Below are 15,527 nucleotides of genomic sequence, written 5' to 3'. Positions count from 1 at the left end.
ATACCAAGTTGATTAAGTTCTTTCCCACTCAGCGAGAATTAAAAGGCTTAGAGGCAAGGCATTGATTGAAGAGAATGGTCATTCCCTTGTCAAAATCAATAACGCTGCATATAAGCCTTTTAAACTCGCCCTTTGGGAGCTCATTAGCAAACTGATAACATCACAAAATTGAAGAAATATAGAATTACTATGTTTAATCAATTTTCCTTGTTCTAAGCTCGCTAATGAAGCTCTGAGTTGGGAAGAAATTTAATCAAATTGGTATTACTCATTAGAACGCCATTTAAGTTGTGGCACTCGTATCGTTAACTCTTGGGATTTCTACCCATTTAACTAAATAAAATAAGGAAAATTAAATATTAATATGGACTGGCTTGATACCGCGTTTAATTTCATTAAATTAACTGAGCTTTCAGCGTTAATTTTTCAAAATAAATTTATCATTACCTTGGTACTTATTTTTATTTTTGTTGTCGCTAAGCAAATTCTGATAAAAATGATAAAACGTAAATCTAAAAGCGATAAAAGAATACGCATAAATATGGTTAATAATATATTTACCTTATCGTTAATTGTTGCGCTTTTTAATATTTGGTCATATGAAATCCAAAAATTTGCATTTTCAATTGCGGCATTTATCGTTGCTATTGTGCTGGCAACAAGAGAGTTTATTCAATGTTTTATTGGTTTTGTTTATTTATTATCAAGTAGACCATTTCGCATTGGCGATTGGATACAAGTAGGGAATTATTTTGGCGAAGTACATTCGACTGATTGGGCAAAATTAACCTTATTGGAAGTAGGGCAAGATGACTATCAATACACGGGGAAAACCTTGTATTTGCCTAACAGTCAATTAATTACTTCAGTGATAAAGAATCTTAATTTTTTAAAGCGATACGCTATGCATCACTTTACTATTGTACGAGATGATAGTGTTAACCCTTTTGAATTTATGGAGCAGCTCTATGAGAAAGCGAATAACTATTGTGATGATTTTAAAGATGTTGCCATTCGTTATAATCAACTTATTGAAAATAGGTTAGAGATAAATATTACGGGTCCTGAGCCTCATATTCAGATTGCGACATCAGATATAGGTGACACTCAAGTGTTTTTTACCATCTTTTGCCCAACAGATAGGGCACTTGAGATAGAGCAAAAATTAACACGAGATTTTATGTTGTTGTGGTTTGAACATAAGAAACGCTTATCTTCAAGTTAATTGGGTAAACAAGGTTGTCGTTTTAAATTCGCTTTTATGAACACTATAGTCTGTAGAGCAGCCCATGCAGACTATGTCTTTGTGGTGTTACTTGGTTCAGAATTAATTAAGGTAATTGCACCATCAAGATGAACGTCTCGTTGTGGGAATGCGACGACAATGTTATGTTCTTCAAATAATTCAGCCAAACGGAAGCGAATATTACTTCGTGTTATCCTTAAACCACCCTCAACGGTGGATTTAATCCAAAAGCTAACGTGAAAAATAAGAGAGTTATCGCCAAAATCTTCAAATGACACTTGAGCCTTTGGTTCATCTAACGTTTCCTTTTGCTCAATAGTTGCTTGCATAATTAACTCAGCCACTTTTTTTATTGGTGAACCATAAGCAACGCCTACAATAACAGACCCCCGAACTAATTGATCTACAAGTGTCCAATTAACAACCGTGTTTTCAAGTAGTTTACTGTTAGGAATTAACATGTGCACACCATCTACACGTCTTATACGTGTAGAGCGAGTGTTTATTTCTTCAACCGTACCTTTTGAGTTTTCAACTTCTAAAAAGTCGCCAATTCTTATTGGGCGTTCCCACATTAATATCCAACCACTGATAAAATTATTAATAATGTTTTGTGCCCCAAAACCAAAACCTATGGCAATAGCACCTGATAAAAAAGCGAAAGCGGTGATGGGAATATTGATTAAATCTAAGATAGTAATAATTAATATCGTTAGGGCGATAATATAAAAGATGCGCCGTAATAAATGGATAATATTAGGATCTGTGTTTTTTGTCGTTAAATGTTTTGTTAACCATTTAACAATTAACTTTGTTAGAAAGAAGCCTATCAGTAGTAAAAAAGGAATGAAGAGAATATCAGCAACGGTAATAGGCTGTTCTTCAATTGAGATAATCGATGTGTTTAAAAAGTGTTCAATTTGCTCAAATGTCATAATTTATTTCTCTATTTATTTAACCTAGTTGTTTAGCAAGTTAAATTTATGAGTTGATAAAAACTTTAGACGGATCTACCAAAAACTTTTTACCGAGCGCTTCTCTACCAAGCAGCATTAAGTAACTCATGTCAGAGCGATCAGTTAACGTTATTTCTATTACCCATGTTTCTCTTCCCAATATTACTGTTGTTTCAATAACGTAACGCTGTTCAGAGGTACCATTAGAAGACTTTACTTTTCTAATATCACTTATTGGGGCAGTACAACTAACAATACTATTAACATTATGCACATCAGGATGGATATCAAACTTAACGCATTTCTTGCCATTTTTTACTATTTTTGTGAGGTTATCAACATGTAATGAAGAGGTTTTTGCACCAGTATCCACTCTAACTTGTAAATCATCTATTGCAAGATCAGGTAAAGCAATAGATTCTAAACGACCAATAATTGTTTTATTTTTATTCATATAATGCCTTAATTAATTTATATTATTATCTGCTGGTAATAACAATTCTTGTACGTTTTCAATTTGTTCAGCAATGTCTTCATCATCTTCGCTAAAGTAGGCTATGTGAAACATGGCTTCACCTTCTTGTACTAAAGGAATATTTTGTTTTCCTATTAAAATACCTGAACGAGTAGCTTTTACAGCGTCAATAACTTCACCGTAAGGACTACCAATTTCGGCGAGTACTTGCCCTTTAATGATTTGGTCACCTAAGTTGACAATATTATGTACAATACCACTCGCATTTGCTCTTACCCATTGGCTACCATTAGCAATAAAAGGCGCCATTTTTTTCTTTCTTGAGGTTGATTTTCTTGCCATTCCTAAATGCTGTAATACGTTTAATATACCTTTCATGCCAGCACGGATTGAAAACTCGTCAAAACGCAGTGCTTCTCCCGCTTCATATAATAATATTTTAGTTTCATTTTTAACGGCTGCCTCACGTAATGAGCCATCCACTAAATTAGAATTTAATAAAACAGGTACACCAAATATTTCTGCCAACTCTTTCGTTTCAGCATCAGACATATCTGCCCTAATTTGTGGCAAATTTGAACGGTGAATTGCGCCAGTATGTAAATCTATTCCATAATCACAATGTTTAACAATTTCATTCAGAAAAATATAAGCGACTCTGCCAGCTAATGAGCCTTTAGCAGAGCCAGGAAAACAGCGATTAAGATCACGGCGATCAGGCATGTAACGACTTTGATTTACTACACCATATACATTTACCATAGGTACCGCAATGACGGTGCCTCGCGTAATTTTAAATTTTTTTTGGTTGATTAAACGACGAATAATCTCAATGCCATTTAATTCATCACCATGTACCGCTGCACTTACAAAAATAGTAGGTCCTGGTTTTTTAGAGCGAATAATGTGTACAGGCAAAGAGACATTAGCATCAGTATATAGCTTAGCAACGGGCAAATTAATTTTTCGATGCTCACCTGGTAAAATAGTAAATTCACCTATAGTTAATTTTTCCATAATTCTCTCTATTAACCTTTGCCACGGGTTTTGGTTTTATTTGGCTTGGCATTTTTTTCTAAAAATTCAAATACCATACCAGCAATATTTTTACCTGTTGCTTTTTCAATGCCCTCTAACCCAGGAGATGAGTTAACTTCCATTACCATTGGACCAGTTTGAGAACGAAGTAAATCAACGCCACACATATTTAAGCCCATGGCTTTTGCAGCATTAATGGCCGTTTCTCGTTCTGCTTTTGATAATTTTACTACTTCGGCAGAGCCACCACGATGTAAATTAGAGCGAAATTCACCTTCAGCCCCTTGGCGTTTCATGGCGGCAACCACTTTACCACCAATCACTAAACAACGAATGTCGGCACCGCCAGCTTCTTTAACAAACTCTTGTACTAAGATATTAGCTTGGAGTCCCATAAAAGCTTCAATGATTGCTTCTGCTGATTTTGCAGTTTCAGCTAATACCACACCAATACCCTGTGTGCCTTCTAATAGTTTAATAACAACTGGCGCACCACCAACATTTTTAATTAAATCTTTTGTGTTATCAGGCTTATTTGCAAAACCAGTACGGGGTAAGCCAATACCTTTACGTGATAATAGCTGTAATGAACGTAATTTATCACGTGAGCGACTGATAGCGACAGATTCATTAATATTGAAGGTGCCCATCATTTCAAACTGTCTGGCAACGGCTGTACCATAAAAAGTTACAGACGCACCAATTCTAGGGATAATAGCATCATATTTGGGTAATTCTTTACCATGATAACGTACAGCTGAATGACTACTGGTAATATCCATATAACAATGTAGTGTGTCAATCACGTCAACTTCATGGCCTAACGCTTCGCCAGCTTCTTTTAAGCGTCGAGTGGAGTACAATTTTGAGTTTCTTGATAATATAGCTATTTTCATAATATAAACCTTTTTTAATCACTTTTTCTTATTAAAAAGTAATGTCATAATTATAGCGCAGTGTATAGTTATAGCTGTTAATTACAAAGTTGTATATTTTTATGAGTTTAATCAAAAAAAATGATTGTAGGCGAGTCTTGGAAAGTAGATGAAAATTGAATTATTAAAAACATTTCTTGAAGTCAGTAGGACTTTGCATTTTAGAATTGCATCAGAAAATTTGTTTATTACACAATCTGCGGTGAGTGCTCGAATAAAATTATTAGAAGAAGATTTAGGTGTTTTGCTTTTTGATCGTAGCCAAAAACACTTAAAATTGACCCCTGAAGGAAATCGACTTATAAAGCATGCCAATGAATTGTTGTTTATGTGGCAAAAGACGAAACAAGATGTTGGTATTGCTGAAAGTGACTCTCATCAACTTGTGATTGGCTCTATGATGTCAATATGGGATATAGTTCTACAAGATTGGTTGAAAAAAATTCATCGTAATATGGACGATGTTAGTTTATTGACAAACACCTACTCGCCAATTGAACTCCGTAAAAGTGTATTAAGTCGAGTTATTGATATTGCTTTTTTATTTGAACCCCCTTTTGTTGAAGATTTTATTACTGAAAAAGTGGCGACTGTTCCCCTGCATTTAGTCACGACAGAGCCTAGTGCTTGTAACGATATTACGTTATTAGATAATTATATTATGGTAGATTATGGCGATGCAATTAATGCACAATATCGGCGTGATTTTCAAATGGCTGCCCCAGCCAAACACTATATGAGTCAACCACGCATCGCATTAAATTTTTTATTAGATGCTGGTGGTAGTGCTTATCTACCAAGACAGATGACGTTTGAATATATTGAGAAGAAAAAATTATACATTGTTGACGAAGCGCCTGTATATTCACGAGAAATATTTGCTGCATATTTAGCTAAAAGCCAAAAAGTGAGTATTATTGAGCAAACACTTCAATTATTTCCTTACGTAACGCTATAGAATAAACTCAAATTAAACAACTCACTTTGATCTTGCAACAAAATCTGTGTAAATGGGTTAGATAATTTGAGTTAATTAATTATCGTTATGCTTTTGGTGGAAGCGTACTGATTGATTTATAGTAGCTTGCCTCTAATTCTTCATTTACACATTGTAGTATGTAACTGTTTAATTGCTGTTCGGCAACTTCTTCTTGCGTTGCATACTCGCTACACTCTGCTACTAAACTCAGTAAATAACTGTTGGGTGCATCTTCCAAAACTGGTTTTTCTTCTTCACTGTAACTCATATTGCTAAATAAAACTAACAGTGTAAAAGCTAATGTTTTTTTCATAATTTTTCTCTAAAATTAAATGTAAATTGAATAATGGTTAATTATCCCAGTAGTCGCTAAATGAATTTAGCTCTTTTTCTATCGTTCTTTTTTCATGCAAAGAGTCGAGTTTTTGTCTAATGTGATACTTTTGCTTTGCTTTCTTTTTTACGTTTTTTCTAATCATTTCTTTGTTCGTTGTGCCATAGGCGATTTCAAAACCTGCTATACCAGAGCTGAAAAGTAAATTTTCATCAATATCAATATCAATATCAGTGTCAATGTCAGCCTCAGCCTCAGAGTCTTCATATGTATTAATGTTCATTGCCTTACCTTATAAAAAACTAGAATTGAATTTTCATTAGATAATGTACTCATCAGGATCAATTGAAAAGCGAAATATTTTTGTTTTTTTAATCAAAATATTTGATTAAATGGTCGTTATATAAAAATTAAGGAATGGCTTAAGTGACAATAAAGGCGTTTCTTGTCAACCCCTTTATTGTTTTTGAATGATTAAGGTGTGCTAGAAATAGCTATGTTGGTGAGGAGGGGGATAAATAGATTAAGATTGATTAAAACCATTTTTTCTTTTTAAAAACCCATACTTGTAATATTACGACAACGATTAATATCAAAATAAATATACTAAAGGCGTTATTATTGTCTGAGCCAGGAATACCGCCAACATTAATACCTAAAAGCCCAGTTAAGAATCCCAATGGCAGAAATACAGCGGCAACCACTGATAAGACAAACATTCTATTATTCATTTGATCATTTAACTTATGATTTAACTCTTCTTGACAAACAATCGCTCTGTCTTTTATTGAATCAAGGTCTTCGATATAACGGGTTAAATGGTCTGAAGTTTCTCTTAATAATATTTTTTCTTCATTGGTAAATAGCGAAATTTTATCACTAAACAATTGCGACATTGCTTCTCGTTGCGGCGATAAGTAGCGTCTGAGAGAGATGATTTGTCTACGTAAATCAGAAAGTTCATTACGTAAATCATGAGTACTCGATGTTAAAATATTTTCTTCTATATCAGAAACGCTTTCTTCTATTTCATAGATGGTTTGTCCCATGCGGGTGATTAAATTTTCAGTGAGTATTGTGATGAATTCTGATGGTGTTTTGGGACCTTCGTTATTATCAAAATCAGCGGCAATATCTTTGGTTGAGAGAAGTGTACGAAATCGAGTACTAATAATTTTATCTTTGGCAAACCAAAGGCGAATAGAAACCATATCATGAGGATCACTGTTAGGTGCTAAATTAACGCCTCTGAGCGACATGAGCACTCCGCCATTAAGTGGTGTGGCTCTTGGACGGGTCTCTTCATTTAATAAAGCCGTAATAATAACAGGGTTTAATTGACTTTGTTCAGTCAACCATTGCTTGGTTGTTTCTTGTGTATAATCAAAATGAAGCCAAAATGCTCGGTCTTTATTAACAGAGGCAAGGGATTTTATTTTATTATCTTGTTTTTTTTGATTGTCTTCGTTGAAATAATAACCATAAATAAATTCTGAATGAGCCATAACTACCTCAGTAATGATATTTGTTTTCTATAGCAATATATTTTTGTTGTAATAATTTAATTTTTACAGAAATCGTTATTACTATAAAATTTTTACAGTAATAACAATGTACCGCAGCCTAAGAAGGCAATAAAGCCAAAAATATCTGTGACGGTAGTTAAAATAACAGATCCCGATAATGCAGGATCAATATTTAACTTATTTAATATCCATGGTACCCAAACACCCGATAACGAAGCAATAAGAATATTGCCTAGAATGGCAATACAAATTGTGACTGAAAGCATTGGGTTTTCAAACCAATAAAAAGTAATAATGCCAATTACCGTTGCCCATAATATTCCGTTTATAGCGCCTACTTTTAGCTCTTTTTTTACGATTGCTTGTCTGTTGGCGTCAGTGATTTGTCCTAAGGCCAAACCTCTAATAATTAAGGTTAATGTTTGACTTCCTGAAATGCCTCCCATTGATGCAACAACCGGCATAAGTACCGCTAATGCAACAACTTGTTGAAGTGTTGCTTCGAATAAGCCAATAAACCAAGATGCTAAAAAAGCGGTTAATAAATTGATACCTAACCAGATGGCGCGGTTTTTACTACTTAACCAAACACTGGCAAATAAATCTTCTTCGTCACTTAAACCTGCCGATTGAAATAATTGATTATCTTTTAGCTGTTCTTTGTATTGGTAAGCCGAGTCTATGTCTAATCTACCTGTTAAACAGCCATTTTCATCAATAACGGGTAATGCTGATTTACCTGATAAAATAACAGCATCAGCGGCTTCTTCTATGTCTTTTGTTGCTTCTAAATATTGTACTTCTTGATAAATAACGTCAGTAAGAAGTTTTTCATCATTTAACGTTAATAAGCGGTTAATTGCTATTTCACCGAGTAACTTAGATTCAGTGTCAATAATATAAATAACTTCACTTAATGGCGCTCTATTTTTTGCACAGATTTTTTTTGCGGCAGATACTTTTAATTTTTCTGGTATTTTATTTTCATCAAAACTCTGCCAATGTCCTACTTCTAATTCTGAGTAATCTTGCGCCTTTTTGAAATGACTTCTTTGCTTAACCGTCATTTGAGAGATAGCATACTCAATAAAACGATCACTTAAGTGTTCTGTAAGATCAAGTAAGCTATTGGCGTCTAACTTATCAAATAAAGGTAGACAGCTTTCATCATCCATTGAATCTAATAACATTTGTCTAGATTCATTTTTCATTTCTAGAAAAATATTTTGTTGATATTCGTTGCTTAACTGATGCCAAATAATGAGACGAGATTTAAGGGGAAAAGCTTCAAGCAGTATTGCCATGTGCTCAGGTAATAAATCATGTTCTATTTCAGAAATGAGTTCATTTAATGGTAGACCGTCAGCAATAAGCTCATCTACTTTTTCAATATATTCAGGCAATAACTCTAAAGACATTTAAATTCCTAAAAGGCTGGTATTTAATAAATTATTTTGATGAGACTCAGCAAAATTTTGCGTTTAATATGTCACAACATTGATTATAAAATAACACTATTTGCTTTAATAAAATATTATACCCTATGGAAATGCCAAAATTGCAGCCCTTTGCAATAAAAACACAACGCTTTTCGTTTTATTCTAAGTTATGGCGCTTACTCTTTAGAAAACGTCAGTGGCAAATTGTTGAGGATTGGCATTATAAATTACCGAATAAAAGGGTTATTATTATTCCTAAAGGGTTTGTGTTTGATGGAAGTTCGTATCCTGCGTTGGTGTGGTTATTTTTCTCACCAACGGGCTTATTACTCATTCCTGTTATATTGCATGAATTTTGTTTTACGTATAATTATTTATGGATGAAACAAAATGGGCATGTTTTTAAATTTAAAAAGGGCGATGGATTTTTTAAATGGTCGGCATTAATTCGTAATGTAGGCATAGAACGTAACGAATTATTGCTAATTGATTATTTTATGTGGTTGATTTGTATTAGTTTTGGTTGGGTTAATTGGATAGTTTTTCAACGAAAAAATGCAGATGATATTGTGCCAGCCACGATCAAGCCACGGTAACTTTAATAATATGCTGATAGTCATTTTTATTCACTATCAGCATTCGTTATGTTATTGAAAGCTATTTTGTACTAGGCCAGCAAGCTATTGCTTCTTCAAGCGTGAATTTACCTTCTAACAGAGAACGTCCTAAAATAACGCCACTAACGCCTGTACCAATCAAGGCTTTAATGTCATCTAAACAACCAATACCACCAGAGGCTTGCCATTGAATACTTGGGTACTTTTGACAAAGCTCAATGTATAGATCAACATTTGAGCCTGAAAGCGTTCCGTCTTTTGAGATGTCAGTGCATAAAATATGTTTTATGCCTGCTTCAATGTATGCGTCGAGTAGGTCTTCTAGATTGACACCACTGTCTTCAATCCAACCATGGGTAGGTAGGGTTTTATTACCTTGTTCGTCAATTTTAATATCAAGTGCTAAAACAATTTTTTCACCGCCATAGGATTTTAACCATTCAATCACTAGATCAGGTTGTTTAATCGCCAGTGAGCCAATCACCACCCGTGTGGCACCTAATTCTAAAAGCTGTTTTACATCTTCTTCACAACGAATACCACCACCAACTTGGGTGATCATCGTTTCATGATTCACGACCGTTTTAAGCGTAGACAATTGGCGTTTAGTGCTGTCTTTGGCTCCATCTAAGTCAACAAAGTGCATAACGGTAGCACCTGATGCGGCATAAGCTTGTTGACGTTCTTGTACTGTGTATTGGTAATTAGTTTTTTGCGCGTAATCGCCTTGAAAAAGACGAACAACTTCACCACCAATTAAATCAATCGCAGGGATCATCATAAGTTGCTTAACTCCAGTTTTATTTGTGTAGTGTCGAGCTGTAAAAAATTTTTAATAATTCTACTGCCTAAATCACTTGAACGCTCAGGATGAAATTGACAACCTATAAAATTATCTTTACCTATAATAGCTGAAAATTCAGTGCCATATACACAACTTGCTAAAGTGTATTTACTAACAGGGGCAGCAAAACTATGAACAAAATAAAAATAATCGCCAACATTTATGCCAGCTAAAACAGGGTGTTCACTTACTTTCGTTAACGTATTCCAGCCCATATGTGGTAAGCGGTTAGTTTGAGCATCAAGTGGTGTAACTTTAGTTGGAATTAACCCTAAACATTCAACCGCTTGCTCATTGCCGCCTTCAGTGGATGATTCTGTCATTAATTGCATACCTAAACAAAATCCTAACACGGGTTGTGTTAACTCTTGTAAGGTTTGAACTAGCTTCTTTTCAATGATATTTTGCATGGCGTGTTTAGCACTACCAACACCTGGGAAAATCACTTTATCGGCGGCTTTTATCAACTCTATATTGTCTGTAATTGTGGCACTAAAACCTAAACGTTCAACAGCAAACTTTACAGAAGATAAGTTAGCACAACCTGTATCAACAATAACATTTTTACTGTTGTAACTACTTTTATTAGCAGGTGTATCTGTCATTATAACGTTCCTTTTGAACTTGGTAATTCATCACCTTCAACTTTGATGGCTTGACCTAATGCACGACCAAATACTTTAAATAAACTTTCAACTTGGTGATGACAATTACCTTTGCTGGTTGAAAGGTGTAACGTAATTAACATGGCGTCGGCAAGTGATCGGAAAAAGTGTGAAACCATTTGTGTAGACATTGTGCCAACATTTGCCGAGGTAAATTCAGCGTCAAATTCAAGCCAAGGTCGACCAGACAAGTCAATTGCACATTCCGCACGACACTCATCCATAGGGAGTACAAAGCCAAAACGGCCAATACCACGTTTGTCGCCTAAAGCTTCTTTTAATGCTTGTCCTAATGCGAGTGCTGTATCTTCAACGCTGTGATGTTCATCAATATGGTAATCACCACTAACATGGCATTGCAAATTGAAACTGCCGTGAGTGGCAATTTGATCTAACATATGATCAAAAAAGCCTAAACCCGTATCAATACTACTGCCGCCGACTTTATCTAAATTTACTGACACGGTAATATCTGTTTCTTTTGTTGTTCTAATCACCGTAGCGATGCGTGGTTTTTCAGTCGCGGTAAGTATTTGCTCACTGACTTGTGTCCAGTTTAGCTTGTCACGGTCATATTTTATCCCAACAATTCCCATGTTTGCTGCTAACCCCATATCCGTTTCTCGATCACCAATCACATAGGAATTAGCAAAATCAACTCGACCCTGCTGTAAATAGTCACTGACTAAACCAAGCTTTGGCTTACGACAGTTACAGTTGTCTTTTTCAAAATGAGGGCATAATAAGGTATCTTGAAATTCAACACCTTGTGATGAAAAAATTGCCATCATTTTATTATGAGGTAAATCAAAATCAGCTTGTGGGAAACTACTCGTCCCTAAACCATCTTGATTAGAAACCATGACTAAAACAAAACCTTTAGCTTGCAGTTTTAATAGCTCAGGAATAACGTTTGGTTCAAAGACTAATTTTTCTAGGGAATCTAGTTGTTTATCGATTGCTGGTTCTTCAACTAAGGTACCATCACGGTCGATAAATAATATTTTTTGTTGTTTGTTGCTCATGATAATACTTCTTTAAGTTGGGTTATTTCTGCTTCACTGCCAATACTAATACGTAAACAGTTTTCTAGTTGCTGCTGTTTAGATTGGTCACGGATTAAAATATTTTTACTCACTAATAAATTGAAAATTCGTGTTTTTTCACTTTCATTAGTACAACGGAATAAAACAAAGTTAGCGTCACTTGCAAATACATTACTACACCATCTTTGTTCGGTAAGCCAAGCAGATAGACTTGTTTTGACTTTGTTACAGTCGCGAACTCGTTGTGTCATTTGTTGTATGCCCGTGTTTAGCACTTGGCTGGCAATTTCTGCAACGGGAGCTGATATAGGGTAAGGAGCAATGACTTTACTCAATAGGTTTATAATATCAGCATTAGCCAGTGTAAAACCACATCTGAGTCCTGCTAAGGCAAAGGCTTTTGATAAGGTTCTTAGTACAATAACATTATTATATTTTTTTAATAATGACGTGCTGGTTTGTTCTGGCGAGAACTCTATATAAGCCTCGTCTATGACAACAATGGCAGAGTTTTTAAATAATTCAATTACTTCAATTATTTGCTCTTTTGGTAATAAGTTACCAGTGGGATTACCTGGAGAGCATAAAAATACCACTTTTACTTTGCCTAATTGCTGTTGTAAACCTTCGATATCAAGGAGGTTATTTGTTAGCGGAACCGTGACAATACCCGCACCATGATTTTCTGCACTAATAGCATACATGCCATAGGTGGGAGGACAGATTAAAATGTTATCTTGGTAAGCGCGACAAAAGCTACGAATGATGAGTTCAATGCCTTCGTCTGCGCCACGTGTTGCTAATATTTGAGTTCGGTCAAGATCACAGTAATTGCTGTAAGCGTTAAGTAGGTTATCAGGTTGAAAATCAGGGTAACGGTTAATGTTTTTACTACTGATTTGATATTCACCTTCTCCAGGAGCTTCGTTGGCATTAAGCCATGTTTTGTTATTGGCTTGTGTTGTATCACCGCTAGCAAATAATCGCCTAGCAGATTGATATGGCACCATTTCAACGAGCTCTGCTCGTGCTAATTTATTTACTATCGACATTTCATTTACCTGCTTCTAAGCGAATGGTTACCGCTCTTTGGTGTGCATCTAACCCTTCAGCGTCAGTCAGTTCAATAATACATTCTGCAAGATTTTCTAAACCCGTCCTTGTGATTTCTTGTACGGTATAACGGCGAGAAAAATCGGCTAATGATAAACTTGAAATCACTTTTGAATAACCATATGTTGGTAAAACATGGTTAGTTCCGCTGGCGTAATCTCCAGCCGATTCTGGTGTGTAAGCTCCCACAAAAATAGAGCCAGCATTACGTAAATTACTTAATAATTCTTGCGGTGCTTCAGTTTGAATAATTAGATGCTCAGGGCCATATAAGTTTGAAACTTCAACGGCTTGCGCCATATCTTGGGTCAAAATGAGTCGAGATTGTTTTAATGCTTGTTTCGCAATGCTTTCTCTGCTTAGTAATTTAACTTGCTTTTCAAGTTCAATAGCCACTTTTTCTATCAATTTTTCACTGTCAGTCAATAAAATTACTTGGCTATCTGCACCGTGTTCGGCTTGTGATAATAAATCAGCTGCTATGAATGCAGCATTTGCTTGTTCATCACCAATCACAAGCACTTCTGAAGGACCTGCGGGCATATCAATAGCAAAACCAGCTACTTGTTGTGATAATTGTTTTTTAGCTTCAGTTACATAGCGGTTGCCAGGACCGAATACTTTATTAACGGCAGGAATAGTTTCTGTGCCGTAAGCAAGAGCTGCAATAGCTTGTGCTCCGCCAATGGTATAAATTTCGCTGATATTACAAAGTGAAGCAGCGACTAATATTTCGTTAGCTAATTGACCGTTTCTGTCTGGCGGGCAAACAAGTACCGTGCGTTTACAACCTGCAAGCTGTGCGGGTACACCTAACATTAATACGGTTGAAGGTAGTGGGGCACTGCCTGCTGGAATATATAAACCAACACTTTCAATTGATTCTGTTTTTAAGGTACAACGAACACCAGGGCAAGTTTCAACAGAAATATCTTTTGGTTCTTGGGCACTATGAAAGCGTTTTATTTGTTCATAGGCTGTATTTATTGCTTTTAAACGTTTATTTGTTAATGCTAATTTTGCTTGTTTAACTTGTTCGGCAGTGACTAGTAATGTTGACAAGGCAATACCATCAAACTGCTCAGTTAACGAAAACAATGCTTTATCACCTTGCTTTTGTACCTGCGATAGAATATTAGCGACTTGTGTTGATAATAATGCATTATCCGCAATGGCAGGACGGGCAAGCGCATCTTTTTTTTGTTGCGTTGTTATTGTTTGCCAATTGATTATTTGGGTATTCATAATTTTCTCTACTTTTTACAATAATAATGCGGGTTAGCCCATCATTTTTTCTATTGGCATGACTAATATAGAGTTACAGCCAAGCGCTTTTAATTTTTCCATGGTTTCCCAAAAGAATGTTTCAGTCGCAACAACGTGAACAGCGACTAAATCATCTCTACCTGCCAGAGGTAAAATAGTTGGTGTTTCTTTTCCTGGCATTAATGCACTTACTTCACTAATTTTATCTTTTGGTGCGTGTAGCATAATATACTTGCTTTCTTTAGCTTTCATTACACCTTGAATTCGAGGAAGAAGGGTATTTAAAATCTCTTGTTTTTCATTCCCTAAAGGTTCAGCGCGTTGAATAAGTGACGCTTTAGAGCGAAATACTTCAGCAACTTCTTTTAAACCATTAGCTTCAAGTGTGGCGCCTGTTGATACTAAATCACAAATACCATCGGCTAAGCCAACCCTTGGGGCAACTTCAACAGAGCCTTTTAATAAACAAAACTCAACGTTGATTCCGTTTTCTTTAGCGAAACGTTTTAATAATTGAGGGTAAGTTGTTGCAAAACGTAATCCATCAAGACACGCTAAACCTGTGTATTCAAATTCTTCAGGCATTGCAATTGAGAATCGGCACTCACCAAAGTTTAAAGGCGTTGTTTTAATGTAATCGTTTTTACTGCCAATTAACGCACGTGATAATTCTTCTTCTTCAAGTGTGTTGTCGCCAACGATGCCTAAATCACAAACCCCATCCATCACTAAACCAGGAATATCGCTACTACGCACACGCATAATGTCGATAGGTAAATTACTTACGTGAGCAAGTAAGCGGCGATCGGTAACATTGAGTTTTAACCCACAACGTTTTAAAAGGGCTTGAGTATCGTCACTAAGTCGTCCTGATTTTTGCATTGCTATGCGTAAACGTGGCGCTGATATTGTCATGTGTCTAATTCCTATTGATAAGTTTTTAATGCTAAAAATATGTATATACAATTTTCAGGGGCATAAAATGCGAAAAACCCCCGAAAGATTTAAGGCTCTTTCGGGGGTTCATAAATATAGTGCTTTAGTTCAA

Annotated in this window: 17 protein-coding genes; 3 read left to right on the top strand and 14 right to left on the bottom strand. The window is 35.5% G+C overall.

From position 1 onward, the window contains the following. The first annotated feature begins 364 nt into the window (after positions 1-364). A complete protein-coding gene (locus ACE1OF_RS16430) occupies positions 365-1,225 on the top strand; it encodes a mechanosensitive ion channel family protein (protein ID WP_448895734.1) in 861 nt (286 codons plus the stop codon). Between the two features lie 71 nt (positions 1,226-1,296). On the opposite strand, the gene ACE1OF_RS16425 is transcribed toward ACE1OF_RS16430, so the two are convergent. The 4 genes from ACE1OF_RS16425 to rimK are packed head-to-tail and all read right to left on the bottom strand — an operon-like array spanning position 1,297 to position 4,611. Beyond that, complete coding sequence (locus ACE1OF_RS16425) at positions 1,297-2,181, bottom strand: mechanosensitive ion channel family protein (RefSeq protein ID WP_448895733.1); 885 nt, start codon at positions 2,179-2,181, stop codon at positions 1,297-1,299. A 46-nt stretch (positions 2,182-2,227) separates the two neighbouring features. Continuing rightward, the gene (locus ACE1OF_RS16420) at positions 2,228-2,656 is read right to left on the bottom strand and encodes an ATP-dependent zinc protease family protein (RefSeq protein ID WP_448895732.1); all 429 of its coding nucleotides are present in this window, start codon (positions 2,654-2,656) and stop codon (positions 2,228-2,230) included. A gap of 12 nt (positions 2,657-2,668) precedes the next feature. Continuing rightward, positions 2,669-3,694: a succinylglutamate desuccinylase/aspartoacylase family protein gene (locus ACE1OF_RS16415; protein WP_448895731.1), complete on the bottom strand. Its 1,026-nt coding sequence runs from the start codon at positions 3,692-3,694 to the stop codon at positions 2,669-2,671. Positions 3,695-3,705: 11 nt separating this feature from the next. Further along, complete coding sequence (gene rimK / locus ACE1OF_RS16410) at positions 3,706-4,611, bottom strand: 30S ribosomal protein S6--L-glutamate ligase (protein ID WP_448895730.1); 906 nt, start codon at positions 4,609-4,611, stop codon at positions 3,706-3,708. A gap of 148 nt (positions 4,612-4,759) precedes the next feature. Here rimK and ACE1OF_RS16405 point away from each other — a divergent pair, with 148 nt between their 5' ends. Next, positions 4,760-5,608, top strand: a complete 849-nt coding sequence (locus tag ACE1OF_RS16405; protein ID WP_448895729.1) for a LysR family transcriptional regulator — start codon at positions 4,760-4,762, stop codon at positions 5,606-5,608. 85 nt (positions 5,609-5,693) lie between these two features. On the opposite strand, the gene ACE1OF_RS16400 is transcribed toward ACE1OF_RS16405, so the two are convergent. From ACE1OF_RS16400 to ACE1OF_RS16385, 4 genes are all read right to left on the bottom strand, one after another. Beyond that, a complete protein-coding gene (locus ACE1OF_RS16400) occupies positions 5,694-5,942 on the bottom strand; it encodes a hypothetical protein (protein ID WP_448895728.1) in 249 nt (82 codons plus the stop codon). A 37-nt stretch (positions 5,943-5,979) separates the two neighbouring features. Continuing rightward, positions 5,980-6,246 (bottom strand): hypothetical protein, encoded by a 267-nt coding sequence (locus ACE1OF_RS16395; RefSeq protein WP_448895727.1) that lies wholly within the window; start codon positions 6,244-6,246, stop codon positions 5,980-5,982. 250 nt (positions 6,247-6,496) lie between these two features. Continuing rightward, positions 6,497-7,468, bottom strand: coding sequence for a zinc transporter ZntB (locus tag ACE1OF_RS16390; RefSeq protein ID WP_448895726.1), 972 nt, complete (start codon positions 7,466-7,468; stop codon positions 6,497-6,499). A gap of 92 nt (positions 7,469-7,560) precedes the next feature. After that, positions 7,561-8,907 (bottom strand): magnesium transporter, encoded by a 1,347-nt coding sequence (locus ACE1OF_RS16385; RefSeq protein ID WP_448895725.1) that lies wholly within the window; start codon positions 8,905-8,907, stop codon positions 7,561-7,563. A 140-nt stretch (positions 8,908-9,047) separates the two neighbouring features. Here ACE1OF_RS16385 and ACE1OF_RS16380 point away from each other — a divergent pair, with 140 nt between their 5' ends. Continuing rightward, positions 9,048-9,524, top strand: a complete 477-nt coding sequence (locus ACE1OF_RS16380; RefSeq protein ID WP_448895724.1) for a DUF1353 domain-containing protein — start codon at positions 9,048-9,050, stop codon at positions 9,522-9,524. Between the two features lie 61 nt (positions 9,525-9,585). On the opposite strand, the gene hisA is transcribed toward ACE1OF_RS16380, so the two are convergent. The 6 genes from hisA to hisG are packed head-to-tail and all read right to left on the bottom strand — an operon-like array spanning position 9,586 to position 15,394. Next, on the bottom strand, positions 9,586-10,326 hold the full coding sequence (gene hisA / locus ACE1OF_RS16375) for a 1-(5-phosphoribosyl)-5-[(5-phosphoribosylamino)methylideneamino]imidazole-4-carboxamide isomerase (RefSeq protein WP_448895723.1): 741 nt from the start codon (positions 10,324-10,326) through the stop codon (positions 9,586-9,588). Further along, positions 10,323-10,994, bottom strand: coding sequence for an imidazole glycerol phosphate synthase subunit HisH (gene hisH, locus ACE1OF_RS16370; protein ID WP_448895722.1), 672 nt, complete (start codon positions 10,992-10,994; stop codon positions 10,323-10,325). Before hisH ends, hisA begins: the two co-directional genes overlap by 4 nt. Continuing rightward, entirely contained in the window at positions 10,994-12,079 is a 1,086-nt protein-coding gene (gene hisB, locus ACE1OF_RS16365) for a bifunctional histidinol-phosphatase/imidazoleglycerol-phosphate dehydratase HisB (protein ID WP_448895721.1), read from the bottom strand. Before hisB ends, hisH begins: the two co-directional genes overlap by 1 nt. Continuing rightward, positions 12,076-13,152 carry a histidinol-phosphate transaminase gene (gene hisC / locus ACE1OF_RS16360; RefSeq protein WP_448895720.1) on the bottom strand — a complete coding sequence of 359 codons (1,077 nt, stop codon included), beginning with the start codon at positions 13,150-13,152 and terminating at the stop codon, positions 12,076-12,078. The genes hisB and hisC overlap by 4 nt, the downstream gene beginning before the upstream one ends. A gap of 1 nt (position 13,153) precedes the next feature. Continuing rightward, positions 13,154-14,458 carry a histidinol dehydrogenase gene (hisD, locus tag ACE1OF_RS16355; RefSeq protein WP_448895719.1) on the bottom strand — a complete coding sequence of 435 codons (1,305 nt, stop codon included), beginning with the start codon at positions 14,456-14,458 and terminating at the stop codon, positions 13,154-13,156. A gap of 33 nt (positions 14,459-14,491) precedes the next feature. Next, positions 14,492-15,394 (bottom strand): ATP phosphoribosyltransferase, encoded by a 903-nt coding sequence (hisG, locus tag ACE1OF_RS16350; protein WP_448895718.1) that lies wholly within the window; start codon positions 15,392-15,394, stop codon positions 14,492-14,494. Between the last annotated feature and the right edge of the window lie 133 nt (positions 15,395-15,527).

This window comes from Colwellia sp. E150_009 (assembly GCF_053543955.1).
The sequence above is the reverse complement of the archived record's forward strand: the minus strand, read 5'-3'. Positions and strand labels throughout refer to the sequence as shown.

Excerpts from the sequence above, each read along its gene's own strand:
- ACE1OF_RS16430 (WP_448895734.1), top strand. The coding sequence starts at position 365 with ATGGACTGGCTTGATACCGCGTTTAATTTCATTAAATTAACTGAGCTT.
- ACE1OF_RS16425 (WP_448895733.1), bottom strand. The coding sequence starts at position 2,181 with ATGACATTTGAGCAAATTGAACACTTTTTAAACACATCGATTATCTCA.
- ACE1OF_RS16420 (WP_448895732.1), bottom strand. The coding sequence starts at position 2,656 with ATGAATAAAAATAAAACAATTATTGGTCGTTTAGAATCTATTGCTTTA.
- ACE1OF_RS16415 (WP_448895731.1), bottom strand. The coding sequence starts at position 3,694 with ATGGAAAAATTAACTATAGGTGAATTTACTATTTTACCAGGTGAGCAT.
- rimK (WP_448895730.1), bottom strand. The coding sequence starts at position 4,611 with ATGAAAATAGCTATATTATCAAGAAACTCAAAATTGTACTCCACTCGA.
- ACE1OF_RS16405 (WP_448895729.1), top strand. The coding sequence starts at position 4,760 with ATGAAAATTGAATTATTAAAAACATTTCTTGAAGTCAGTAGGACTTTG.
- ACE1OF_RS16400 (WP_448895728.1), bottom strand. The coding sequence starts at position 5,942 with ATGAAAAAAACATTAGCTTTTACACTGTTAGTTTTATTTAGCAATATG.
- ACE1OF_RS16395 (WP_448895727.1), bottom strand. The coding sequence starts at position 6,246 with ATGAACATTAATACATATGAAGACTCTGAGGCTGAGGCTGACATTGAC.
- ACE1OF_RS16390 (WP_448895726.1), bottom strand. The coding sequence starts at position 7,468 with ATGGCTCATTCAGAATTTATTTATGGTTATTATTTCAACGAAGACAAT.
- ACE1OF_RS16385 (WP_448895725.1), bottom strand. The coding sequence starts at position 8,907 with ATGTCTTTAGAGTTATTGCCTGAATATATTGAAAAAGTAGATGAGCTT.
- hisA (WP_448895723.1), bottom strand. The coding sequence starts at position 10,326 with ATGATGATCCCTGCGATTGATTTAATTGGTGGTGAAGTTGTTCGTCTT.
- hisH (WP_448895722.1), bottom strand. The coding sequence starts at position 10,994 with ATGACAGATACACCTGCTAATAAAAGTAGTTACAACAGTAAAAATGTT.
- hisB (WP_448895721.1), bottom strand. The coding sequence starts at position 12,079 with ATGAGCAACAAACAACAAAAAATATTATTTATCGACCGTGATGGTACC.
- hisC (WP_448895720.1), bottom strand. The coding sequence starts at position 13,152 with ATGTCGATAGTAAATAAATTAGCACGAGCAGAGCTCGTTGAAATGGTG.
- hisD (WP_448895719.1), bottom strand. The coding sequence starts at position 14,458 with ATGAATACCCAAATAATCAATTGGCAAACAATAACAACGCAACAAAAA.
- hisG (WP_448895718.1), bottom strand. The coding sequence starts at position 15,394 with ATGACAATATCAGCGCCACGTTTACGCATAGCAATGCAAAAATCAGGA.